General features: G+C 29.0%; 7 protein-coding genes and 1 pseudogene. 2 read left to right on the top strand and 6 right to left on the bottom strand.

Going from position 1 to position 12,405, the window contains the following annotated elements:
* Window positions 1-3: 3 nt before the first annotated feature.
* The 6 genes and pseudogenes from Q4Q35_RS03525 to Q4Q35_RS03500 all read right to left on the bottom strand — a co-directional run bounded on the left by Q4Q35_RS03525 (window position 4) and on the right by Q4Q35_RS03500 (window position 6,566).
* Entirely contained in the window at window positions 4-798 is a 795-nt protein-coding gene (locus Q4Q35_RS03525; protein ID WP_303276549.1) for a hypothetical protein, read from the bottom strand.
* Between the two features lie 130 nt (window positions 799-928).
* The gene (locus Q4Q35_RS03520; RefSeq protein ID WP_303276548.1) at window positions 929-1,555 is read right to left on the bottom strand and encodes a response regulator transcription factor; all 627 of its coding nucleotides are present in this window, start codon (window positions 1,553-1,555) and stop codon (window positions 929-931) included.
* Window position 1,556: 1 nt separating this feature from the next.
* Entirely contained in the window at window positions 1,557-3,686 is a 2,130-nt protein-coding gene (locus tag Q4Q35_RS03515; protein WP_303276547.1) for a tetratricopeptide repeat-containing sensor histidine kinase, read from the bottom strand.
* A gap of 73 nt (window positions 3,687-3,759) precedes the next feature.
* Window positions 3,760-3,888, bottom strand: coding sequence for a hypothetical protein (locus Q4Q35_RS03510; protein ID WP_303276546.1), 129 nt, complete (start codon window positions 3,886-3,888; stop codon window positions 3,760-3,762).
* 763 nt (window positions 3,889-4,651) lie between these two features.
* A pseudogene (locus Q4Q35_RS03505) lies at window positions 4,652-4,792 on the bottom strand (transposase); the annotation flags it as partial.
* Window positions 4,793-4,958: 166 nt separating this feature from the next.
* Window positions 4,959-6,566, bottom strand: coding sequence for an arylsulfatase (locus Q4Q35_RS03500; protein ID WP_303276545.1), 1,608 nt, complete (start codon window positions 6,564-6,566; stop codon window positions 4,959-4,961).
* Window positions 6,567-6,847: 281 nt separating this feature from the next.
* Here Q4Q35_RS03500 and Q4Q35_RS03495 point away from each other — a divergent pair, with 281 nt between their 5' ends.
* Together Q4Q35_RS03495 and Q4Q35_RS03490 are read left to right on the top strand one after the other, a co-directional pair.
* Complete coding sequence (locus Q4Q35_RS03495; protein WP_303276544.1) at window positions 6,848-10,957, top strand: ATP-binding protein; 4,110 nt, start codon at window positions 6,848-6,850, stop codon at window positions 10,955-10,957.
* A gap of 267 nt (window positions 10,958-11,224) precedes the next feature.
* Window positions 11,225-12,367, top strand: a complete 1,143-nt coding sequence (locus Q4Q35_RS03490; RefSeq protein WP_303276543.1) for a T9SS type A sorting domain-containing protein — start codon at window positions 11,225-11,227, stop codon at window positions 12,365-12,367.
* The last annotated feature ends 38 nt before the right edge of the window (window positions 12,368-12,405 follow it).

Raw genomic sequence — 12,405 nt, 5'->3', positions numbered from 1 at the left:
TTATTAATCAATTAATAATTCTTCAATCTTTATCTGTTCAAATTTTATCTTATCCTCTTCATTGAATTTGATATTTTCTATACTTCTCTCATACTTTTCAGATTCAAAAACTTCTTTCTTAAATTTTACTACATCCATAAAAACAGTCACATCATTAGACCAATCTTTTATGAATATATCACCATTCTGTTTTTTGAAATTTAACTTTGGTTGTAAAGCCATTTCAACATTCCCTGACTGTATACCTTTTACATTACCCTCTATTATAAGATTTGAAGATTTTGAGCGAGATTGAATGATTAATGCTTTTTTAGCAACTGTTACAGAAGTAACCAAATAAGTGTCTTCCCAAAGCATTTTCTTGCCTCTAGAGTTTATTTCATTTTCTAAAGACAAAAGATCATTTAGTTCTTTCTTATCGCAGTCAATAGCTAAAAAATAAATAGCTCCTTCTGAAGAAAACTCAATATTAACACCACCCTCTCCTCCTGGTAAATTATCATTTCCCAAGTCTACATTTCCATTTATTTCACTTGTAAATTTCACAGTATTTTTACTGCTAAAATGATAGGTGTCAGGTGTTTTAGAAAATTTAGGCTCATCATAATTCACTCCTAATTTTTTTAATGAGGTAATCTTTTTAAATGTACCGAAAGGCTTAGGTTTACTGAACATTGATTTTCCATTAGGAAATGTAATAATATCACCAGTAGTAAGATGTTCACCAGGTAGATAAACTGCTATTTTTCCTAATTCTTTTGCAATCTCTTTTGAATATTTTATTTGTAATTTAGACATATGGTGATAATAAGTATTAATGTTGCTAAATTGAGCCATTTAGCACTTAATACCCACCATAGTTTTATGGAAACTTTTATCCTAAGAAATAAGGATACTTTATATGGAATTCTTTAAATCAAACAATGGCTTATTCATAGCCATTCTCAAAAGCAAATCTAATCAAAGCTTTTGAATTTTTCACTCCTGTTTTTTCTATCAGGTTTCTACGATGTGAATCAATCGTTGTATTAGCCCTACATAATTGCTTAGCAATTTCAGGAGTAGAATATCCTTTAGCAATTAATTTAAGAATTTCCTTCTCTTTTTTGGTCAAGATAATTTCTCCTTCAATAAATTTTGATCGATGCCCTGATATCAATGTTTTTGTAACTTTTTTACCGAAATAATCTTCTCCGAAATATATAGTTTTAATAGCTGTAACAAACTCTTCTTTCCCTTTATTCTTAAGGATATATCCATGAACTCCAACCTCAATAGTTCTTCTAATAAAACGAGGATCATCATGCATTGTAAGAATCAATATTTTAACTTTTGGGAAGTACTTCTTAATATAATTAGTCAACTCAATACCATCCATGATAGGCATACTAATATCTAAAACAGCTATATCTACTCTATTTTTTTCTAAGAGAGGAATTACATCTTTCCCATTATTCGCTTCTCCTACAATCCTTATTCCGTCTTCAGGTTTGATAAGAGAAATTAATCCTTCAACTACTATTTCATGATCATCAGCTATAATTATATTTATCATATTAAATCTTATTTAAAGGGATATTAATTGTTACAGTTGTTCCAATATTAATTGTAGAATCGATATTTAAGTCACCTTTCAAACCATATACTCTTGATTCAACATTCTTGAGGCCTATACCAAAATCTTTATTTTTATCCATTTCAAAACCTATTCCATCGTCTTCTATAATAATATTTAGATTATCCTCTGCATTTATTAACTGTATGGTAATTAATTTAGCATTTGCATGCTTTAATACATTATTAATTAGCTCCTGGATTATCCTATAAACTGTAATTTCAATGTTACTATTCAGTCTTTCTGTTAATCCATGAATAACAAATTCAACTTCTATTTGATTACTTTCTTCTAGAACATCTTTTAAATCTTCAAGTGCAGCGATAAGACCAAATTGAGAAAGTACACTTGAAGCCATATCATGAGATATTTTCCTTACTTCTTCGCATGCACTATCTAAAAGTTCATTTGCTTTTTCATATTGCTTAACGTTAGATATCTTTAACTGCTCGATATGATCTTCAACTGATTTGAAATGAACCTTTACCATTGAAAGCATACTTCCAAGTCTATCATGAAGATCCTTTGCTATTCGTAAACGTTCATTTTCTTGACCAGTCATCATAGCATCAATAGCTTTTAATTCTTGATTTTTTAATATTTCTTTTACTTTTTGATTTTCAATCTCTTTTTCTTGCTCTAAAATTTTAATCTTTTGTTTGTTTTGCTTAGCCCTAGAAATTAAAAAAAATACGGTTATTAATAATATCGTTACAATTAACAGGCCAATTATTATAGCTTTATTACGATTATTTTCAGCAAGAGATTTTTTTAAACTTATTTCCGTTAATTCTTTGTTTTTAATTAAAATAGCCTGTTCTTTTTCATAATTTTCTTTTAAGTATATAGCTTTCACATAATCTTTCTCCAAACTGTCATTTAGTTTTAGATACTCATCATTATATTGAATTGCAATTTTATAATCTTTTAATTTGATGTAAATATTCGATAAGTTTTTAAGTATTTTAAGTTTTAAAATTTTTTTACCTGAATTTTTAGTAACCCGCAAAGCTTCTTTATAATACTTAATTGCATTTATATAGTCTTCTTTTAAAAAATATATATCCGCTATATTATTGGTAACGTCAGCATATAAAATTTGATTTTTATTTTCGTCGTTTTGAATATTGAGGCTCTTGAGATAGAACTTCAACGCTCTATCAATTTCATGCTTTCTATAATATAATGAACCTAGATTATTATAGATATATGGATCATTAAGCCCTAATTCATTTTGAATAACTATGGCTCTATTAAAATAATTCAATGATTTGTCATAATCATTTAATTTTAGATAAATAATACCAAAATTGCTATAAATTTTTTCTAATTCATAGTGATCATTAAATTTTTCAAATATCTCTTCCCCTTTTTTTAAATAGTTCAGAGCTTTAGGGTAATCTTCATTTGTCATATAAAAACCTCCCAAATTTAAGTAAGAGAATGCCAGCCCATTTAAATCATCTAGTTTCTTTCTGATATCTATACTTAAAAGAAAATATTTAATTGACTCTTCTAAATTGCCTAAGTTCTTATGTAGCTCTCCTATATTATTCGAAACTAGAGCTATTAATCTATCTTTTTTTAACTCTTTAAAAATTTGTAATGACTTTAAACTATGTTGAAGAGCTTTATCATAATCACCTATGCTTCTGTAAATTTCCCCTAATTGATTATTTGCTCTAGCGATACCATATGGATTCCCTATACTTCTCTTTAAAACCTTTAAATAAATTTCTTCAGCTTCATCAAAATTACCTTCAAAAATTGCTATTGTCCCTAATCTATTAAGACTTGTTATACTTCCTTTATCAAAAAAGATTGAGTCTCCTAGCTTTTTTGCTTTCTTAGCAAATTTCTTCGCTTTAGTAAAATCAGTTTTTCTGTATTCCCAAGACAATTCATTAAGAGTATTTACTTTTGTAGTATCATTTATTTCTTGCTCTAAATGGAAAAGTAGACTATCTATCACTACTTTGTTTTGACTGAAAGAGTTCGAAAAAAAAGATATAAAAATAAATAGTAATAGCATTTTTGGGGTATTTATTATAGTTATATTCATTCTTTTCATATAAAAGGCTTTAACAACCCAAAGATAGTAAAGCCTTTATATAGAGCGCATTAAATTTTAATAACAAAATTTGTTATTTTTTAGAATCACCTTCTTTTTGCCAAGGTTTAACTATCTCACCTGCCGGTTTAGAAGGTGTAGAAGGGTCAGAGTCTTCAGCATTTGACTTGTTTTTTTCTTGGTTTTCGTTTTGACTAATCATAATGTTTTAATAATTAATTTGTTATACACAACAAAAATCATTTAAATATGTGACTCATATCTCATTAATAAGAACCATTTTAACCTACTAACTTTTGAGGATTATTATAATATTTATCATTCTTTTAAATTCTAATTACAATCTTCAATATTATTAAATATTAATCTATTCTCTTTTCCCTAGACGAATTTGCCATTCCATTAAACATAAAAATGGTACCCAAAAAAGTATTAATGAGGAAATTATGTCTACGAATACCTAAAGGGAAAATAGATTGAATACTATAAAAATGGGAAAATAGCCAGTGAAACTAAATATGACAGCTTTGGGAATATACTTATTTGGAAATGGTATAGCAATGAAGAAAGTATCGTAATGTTTGAATTAAAAACTATTAAAAAGACACCAAGGCAAAACTCTTAAAGATTTTCTCAGCCCTAAAAAGCGCTTTGAAATATAATTAAGGCATAACAGTAAAGATTATTTTATCCTTCAAAATAATTTTCTTTAATTTACATTAAAACATTTTGATATTAAAAAAGTGGTTACCCTATAAGTTACCCTAAGGCAACTTAAAATCTGGGAAACCTTGAAAATACTGAGATAAATTAAAGAGTTGCGGAGCCTCTTTACTCCACTGAAACGATGTTTCAAAAGAAACATGAAATTTCAAAAACCCTTTAAACTCAGTGTTTAAAGGGTTTTTCTTTTTTTGACTATTTTCAAATCGCACATAAAAATGGATCATGTGCAAAAGTTGTATTTATGCAAAAATTCTGGTTAATCTGAAAAGGAAGAATCCTACATTCTTGACACCTCTGAATTGACTTCTGAAGGCTTTAATTTTTGCATTAAAGGATTCTGCGGAAGCATTGGTACTTCTGTTTATAAAGTAATTTAATATTGATGTAGTTAATACTTATGGATTAACAATAATATTGAACACTCAAGAAAACTCATTACCTTATCCCACGTGAAAAATGGTCTCACTATCTGGCCTAACAACACAATCGATATAATCTGTTTCATTTATACTTACCAAACCCTCATCATTTTTTATACATAATAAACTAGTCCACATTTAAAAAAGTTTCTTGACTAAATGTAAAAACATCTGAAGGTGTTCTTGCTTCAAGAAAAAGAGCTTCCATCTGGTCAACAATTTCAGGAAACTGCGTAGCAACATTGTTTTCTTCACCTAAATCATTAGTAAGATTATAAAGTTCTAATGGTTTATTTGGCGTCTTTAATACATTATACTTTACAGCTTTCCAATCTCCCATTCTAATGGCTTGTCGTCCACCTTTTTCGTGAAACTCCCAATATAAATAAGCATGTTTTTTTTGCTCTTCTTTATTTCCTAAAAGCTCAGGTAAAAACGAAATTCCATCTATATCAATTGGAACTTCAACTCCTGTAATATTAGCAAAAGTTGGAAAAACATCCCAAAAGGCAGAAATATGATCTGTTTTACTACCTTCTTTTATTTTCCCTGGCCATTTAGCAATCATAGGAACCCGAATACCCCCTTCATACAAATCTCTTTTAGTTCCTTTAAAATCTCCATTACTATTAAAATATTCAGGATCTGCACCTCCCTCTCTATGAGGCCCATTGTCTGAAGTAAAAATAATAATAGTATTATCTGCAATCCCAAGTTCTTCAACTTTATCCATAATCTCACCTACTTGCTGATCTAGCACATCAATCATTGCTACAAAAGCTGCATGAGATTCACTTTGAGATCCATATGAACCATTTCGATAATCGGGACCATCATCAACCCCATTAAAAACTTTTTCTGGCAAAAACTTATTTCTATATTTTTTAATTAATGCTTCTGGAGCTGCAAGTTCTGCATGAGGAATAATTGAAGCTACGTATAAGAAAAATGGTTGCGATTTATTTTGCTCAATAAATTGTATCGTTTTTTCATGAATTAAATTGGGAGCATATACTTCTTTTGATAAACCTGAATTTTCTTTTAAAACGATAGAATCTTTATTAGACCATAAATGATTTGGATAGTAGTGATGTCCTAAACGCTGACAATTATACCCATAAAACACATCAAATCCTTGACTTGTTGGATCTCCTTCAGAACCCGGAAAACCAAGTCCCCATTTACCAAAAGCACCTGTTTTATAACCTGCACTTTTCATAACTTCTGCTAATGTATAAGTGTCATCTGGAATAGGATATTGTCCTTCAGGCTGTATTTCTTTATTTCCTCTAACCACAGTATGCCCTGTATGCATACCTGTAAGTAAGGCAGATCTCGAAGGAGCACAAACAGTACTACCAGAATAATGTTGTGAAAACAACATCCCATCAGATGCAAGCTTATCTATATTAGGTGTTTTAAATTTTTCTTGACCATAACACCCTAAATCTCCATACCCAAGATCATCGGCAAGTATATATATAATATTAGGCTGTTTTTCTTTAACTATACCTTTCTGTTTTTCAATAGAGCTATCTTCCTGTTTTTTACTTGAAAAATCGCACGATATAAAAATTAAAGTAGTAGCTAAAATTATTGTTTTTAAAGAAATTTTAATCATTGATTTGATTTGATTTGATTCATCTGTTATTGTACCAATAGATAATTGCGTAGAAATCGAACTAAAAATACTACACAATAACGATAAAGTAATCGGTTTCTTATTATATTTCATACAAAATTGATAATTTTATTTTTTTGTTTACTACGCATCCAAATTTACAAACATCAATAACGACAAGATTCTCTTTTACTACCTACATATGTTGCAAATCCTTTAAAGAGCCAACTTTATTACATTGCAACATTAACACTCTTTACTTGCAACATATTTAATCATAAAAAATATCGTTTTCATCAAAAAAAGCAAGATATTACGCCCTAATTAATATATATCCACTCAATCTATATATTTAGCTTAAAGGTTTTTAGGCTTATTAATTAAATAACGGGCTCATGTTTTTTAGTAATAAAATTCGAATATTAATATATGCATCAATATACCTTTTTATAATTAGCATTACATGCAGTTATTCACAATCTAACAAAACTTATTTTCATGAATTAGAAATACAAGGCATCCCTTTTAATAAAAAAGTTAACACACAATTTGTAGATAGTTTTGGGTTTCTATGGATTGGAAGTGATACAGGATTATATCGTTATGATGGGAATAATTTAGTCACATACCAATTAGACGCCTTTGACCCATACTCTATTCCTAATAATGGTATTAATTCTATAATAGAGGATGATAACAATAACTTATGGATTGGAAGCGAAAGTTATCTAATTTATTACAATAGAGAGGAAAACAAGTTTAAAGGTTTTTACAAAAACATTACCTCAACTGTATTGCATAAATCACCCGATGGAGATATATGGGCTAATTTGAGGTATACAGGGTTGGTTAAAATCAAACCAAGTAAAGAATTTGAAGAAGCTAATTTTGACACACAATTTAACTATACTAACAAATCAAACTTATTAAGGTTTGATAGACAAGTCAATTCCTTTGTTGAGGATAGTTTTGGACGATATTGGCTAGGCACACCAAAAGGAATCTTTATATTAAATGACAAAAACGAATACATTCAAACAAACTTCAATAAAAACATCAAGTCTATAAAACTATATGAAAACAATAAAATAATAGCCCTCACTACAAAAGGTCTTTTTGTACTTGGTTATAATAAAACCGATTTTAAAATAGAAATTTTAGAACGCTATCCTGATTTCATGAAGCCTTTTTCTTCTAATGCATCCGCAACTTCATTAACACTTAGTCTAAACAACGATGATATATGGATAGGAACAACAGGAGGTTTATTTAAAGCTATACGAAAAGATAACAACTATAATTTCGTCTATTTTTCACAGACTCCATCAAAGGGTAGTTTAAAAAGCAATCATATCATTAATACAACTTTTGATTCTTTTGGGAATTTATGGATTAGCTCTTTAAAAGGCATCAACAAATACTTAGGAAGAACATCTATTTTTAATTTTAATAAAATAGAAGCGAGCAATCATATTGATAATTCAATTGCTAGAAGTGTATTATCCTATTCACCAAATACAATTTTAGTTGGAATGAATGATGGTTTGTATCACTATAATCCAGAATTAAATAATTACTATAAAATAGAAACTGGGTTTAATAATATTAATATTATTAAACAAAATTTCGAAAAAGACAAACTTCTACTAGCTAATGGTAATAGTTTTTATATAACAGATACTTATAAACCTCACAAAAAAGATTTAAAATTAACTGAAATAAAGAAGTTTAAAAATACGATAACAGACATAGCAACTATTAGTAAAAATGAAACTTGGCTTGGTCTTTGGAGTGGTGGTATAGAGATAATAAATTCAGAGAATCAAATATCAAAATTTAAAAAAGATGTCAAAATTAAACTTGCCAATAGTCATACCTCTGTTTTACTTTTTACAAAAAATAATGAACTATGGGTTGGTACTCGAGGTGAAGGACTCTTTAAGATTGATTTTAATAATGAATCCATTGAAGAATATTTACCATCAATAGAAAATGGCTTAACATCAAATGCTATTTTAAGTTTATATGAAGATATAAATGAAAATATTTGGATAGGAACCAGGGGCGGTGGATTAAACCTATATCTTAAAAACTCTAATAACTTTAAGCACTTTGGCAAATCAAAGGGGGTTATGTCAAATACAATCTCTGCCATTCGACAAGATCAAAAGAAAAACTTATGGCTGAGTACAGACGACGGCTTGATACGCTTTGATTTAAAGAATGAAAAAATCAGGCACTTTGGCTTTGAGGATGGTATTAAAGAAAGTCAATTTATATATAATTCTAGTTCTTCAAATAAAATTGGTGACAATATTTATTTTGGCTGTTCTGATGGGTTTTATACTGTTTTTACAAATAAATTTTCTCAAAACAATAAGATTCCTTCAACAGTGATAACCAGTTTTACTACTCTGGGTGCCACAAAAGCAGATCAAACAAATTCAAAATCAAATGTATCAACTGTTGTTAAAATTGATTCTAAAACCCCTATTGTTTTACCTTATAATCAAAATAATATTGTTGTTTATTTTTCCTCATTAGATCTTACTAATCCAATTAAAAATAAGTATGCATATAAGTTAGAAGGTTTAAATAATTATTGGGTTTACACTAACGCATCTAATAGAAACGCAAATTATAACGACCTTTCCCCAGGTTCCTATACTTTTAAGGTAAAAAGTTCTAATAGTGATGGTGTCTGGAATGAGACTCCTACTATATTAAAATTTTCTATTAAAGCCCCTATTTGGAAAAGTAATTGGGCTATTTTTATATATTGTTTATTAGCAGCAATTATATTTTTTGTAAGTATTCTACTTATTAGAAGATGGTATAATTTAAAAAAGAATTTAGTCAAAGAAACTATAAGTAGAGAAAAAGACAACGAGCATAACAGAATGAAAATGGTCTTTTTCACCGACATTTCTCATGAGTTACGAACGCCTCTTTCTTTAATTTTTGGCACCATAGAAAAGGTTATAAAAGAAAAGAATTTCACACTAAGCCCGCTAACTTCTCAACGTATATACAATAATACCCTTAGAATGCGTAGGCTGATAAATCAAATAATGGACATCAGAAAATTTGAAGGTGGTAAATTCAAATTAAGTATATCTAAAAATGACATTGTTAAAGATATTAGCATCATAAAAAATGCATTTAATGATTTTGCAAAAATATATAATATTAAATACGAATTTATATCAAAAGAAAAAGAAATTAAAGGTTGGTATGATGTCGATATACTAGAAAAAATACTCTTTAATCTACTTTCAAATGCTTTTAAGTACACACCAGAACAAGGAGAAATAAATGTTAATTTAGAATTAATATCCGTTGATACTAAAAACTCAAACATTCTCAAACTTAAAAAAGGAATCTATATAAAATGTTGTGTTCAAGATAATGGTATTGGTATACCAGAGGAAGATTTGCCATTTATTTTTGATCGATACTATCAGGCAACCAAAACACATACTAACAACATCCCAGGAACTGGAATCGGAATGGAATTAGTAGAAAAACTAATAGAGAGACATCATGGCACTATAGCAGTTGAAAGCAAGAAAAACACATATACCAAATTTACTTTTCACCTACCTATTAACAAAAAAAGATATAGTAAAGAAGAACGCTTAGAGATGGCCGAGCCTTTAAAAAAGAACTTTATTAAAAACTCAGAGTTTCAAGTTATAGAGGAGGTTTACCAAGCTCATGATGCCAAAACCAAACAAAAATCTAACAAACCTAAAGTCTTAATTGTAGAAGACAACAAAGACTTAAGGCACATGATTAAAGAAGAGTTAAAAAATGACTTCAATATTAAAGAAGCCTCAAATGGTAAGGAAGGATACGACACTGTTTTAAACGAAAAACCACAACTTATAATTAGTGACATATTAATGCCTATAGAAGATGGTATATCTATGCTTAAGAAGGTTAAGAACAACCCAGAAGTAAACAACATTCCTGTATTTATGCTTACTGCAAAAAACTCTGAAGAAACCAAAATTGAATGTCTAAGTTTAGGTGCTGATGATTATATAGAAAAACCATTTAGTTTGGAATTCGTAAAATGGAAAGTAAAGAATGTATTAATAACCAGAAAACAACTTAAGGAGCAATACAGCAAGGTGATTACTGTCGAACCATCTGAAATTGATACCGATTCGAATGATGATAAATTTATTAGGAAATTGGTAACTATCATAGAAGACTCTATGAATGATAATTTATTAAGTGTAGAATACCTAGCTTCTGAAGTTGGCATGAGCAGAGCTAATTTATACAGAAAACTTCAGGCTATTTTAAATGAAACACCTGTAAATTTTATTAAAAAAATCAGATTAAAACGTGCGGAACAACTTCTTAAAAAGAATGAGTTGTATCTTTCTGAAATAGCTTATATGACTGGTTTTAATAATCAAAAATATTTTGGCAAATGTTTTCAGAAAGAGTATGGAATGAGTCCTACGGAGTATATTAAAAAGCACACAACTTAAAACAAAAGTAACAGTTCCTACTAAAAAAATCCAGATTAATCTTTAATATTTGAAAAGCAAAAAAGCAATTAATCTTTTATACATTATTTAAATATGACATACAAAATTTCATTTTAAATTGTTTAAATAAATAATTACTTTAATATACTGTAAACTACAACATTATTACCCCTTTATTGATACAATACTCGCCAATAAATCATTAAAAGTTTAAATAATTTAGCAACACATTAAGCTAATTAATAAAACAATTTAAACTTTATTGAAATGAAAAAAATTTACTCAACACTTTTACTTTTAAGTATTAGTTTTTTAACCTATTCGCAAGGTCCAGAATTTACAATAGATTTTGAAGGAGCAGATCCTCTTAACAATTTACCGGCTGGAGTTACCAGTATTGATCCTGATAATACAAGAGGAAATGCCGCGCTATTTGTAAATACAAATGGTTATATGTTTGAAACAGCTGGAGGAGCTATAGTACAACAAGATGTTGCTGCAGTTGAAGACCGTGCTCAATTTGCAAATACTATTTTTAATGATGCTGGGAACAATCTTTTACAGACAGATTATACTGGGCATATCATAATTAACGAAATAGCTTTAGGTACAGATAGTTATACTGTTCGATTAAATCTTCAAGTATTTGGTCATACTCAAAGTGGTACTGATTCTGGAATTTTTACTATAGTGGGTAATAATGGAGGTACTTGGGAAGCTGATTGGTTTACTTCAAGAAATGGTGGATTTGCCAGTGGTTTTGGTGATACAGGAGGAGTTGGTGGTTCTGATGGTTTTCAATACGGTACAGTAACACCTCCATACAGAGAAATAGTAATAACTTACAATGATACGGATAAACTTTACAGGATTTATATAGAAGGAGATTTACGTATAACCTCTGAAATAGCACAAACAAGTGGCGATTGGACTAACAGGAAGTTTTATATAGGTTTTGCAGGTAGAAACTCCATAGGTACTGCAGGAACATCAGGTCTTGGTGGTTTAAGCCATTTAGATCCAGGAACAGGAGAATTCACAGCTAATGCTATTAGAGGACAGGATGGAAGAAATGCAGATTTACAAATGAGAATGGATAATATAGAGGTGTATCAAAGAGCTATATCTGATGCAGATGTTTTAACACTGTTTAATGGAGGCTCTCTTTCAACTAATAACAAAACACTAGAAAGTTTTAATGCTTACCCTAACCCAGTAAACGACCGTTTATATTTTTCTTCAAAAAATATTTACTCAGTTGACATCTATAACATTTTAGGTTCTAAAGTATCATCTCAAATTGTAACAGATGGTGCAGATATGAGCAACCTTAATAAAGGTGTTTATTTAGTTAAGATTAAAGATAAAAGTGGATTAGAATTAGGTACAGTTAAAACTGTAAAAAAATAAAAACCACATATTTTAATAATAAAAAAGTCCGATTCGTT

The organism is Flavivirga aquimarina, assembly GCF_030540835.1.
Lineage (GTDB): Bacteria > Bacteroidota > Bacteroidia > Flavobacteriales > Flavobacteriaceae > Flavivirga > Flavivirga aquimarina.
This window is presented reverse-complemented; position numbering and strand designations above follow the sequence as displayed.

Coding starts and splice junctions, on each gene's coding strand:
- Q4Q35_RS03525 (WP_303276549.1), bottom strand. CDS start 798: ATGTCTAAATTACAAATAAAATATTCAAAAGAGATTGCAAAAGAATTA.
- Q4Q35_RS03520 (WP_303276548.1), bottom strand. CDS start 1,555: ATGATAAATATAATTATAGCTGATGATCATGAAATAGTAGTTGAAGGA.
- Q4Q35_RS03515 (WP_303276547.1), bottom strand. CDS start 3,686: ATGAAAAGAATGAATATAACTATAATAAATACCCCAAAAATGCTATTA.
- Q4Q35_RS03510 (WP_303276546.1), bottom strand. CDS start 3,888: ATGATTAGTCAAAACGAAAACCAAGAAAAAAACAAGTCAAATGCTGAA.
- Q4Q35_RS03500 (WP_303276545.1), bottom strand. CDS start 6,566: ATGAAATATAATAAGAAACCGATTACTTTATCGTTATTGTGTAGTATT.
- Q4Q35_RS03495 (WP_303276544.1), top strand. CDS start 6,848: ATGTTTTTTAGTAATAAAATTCGAATATTAATATATGCATCAATATAC.
- Q4Q35_RS03490 (WP_303276543.1), top strand. CDS start 11,225: ATGAAAAAAATTTACTCAACACTTTTACTTTTAAGTATTAGTTTTTTA.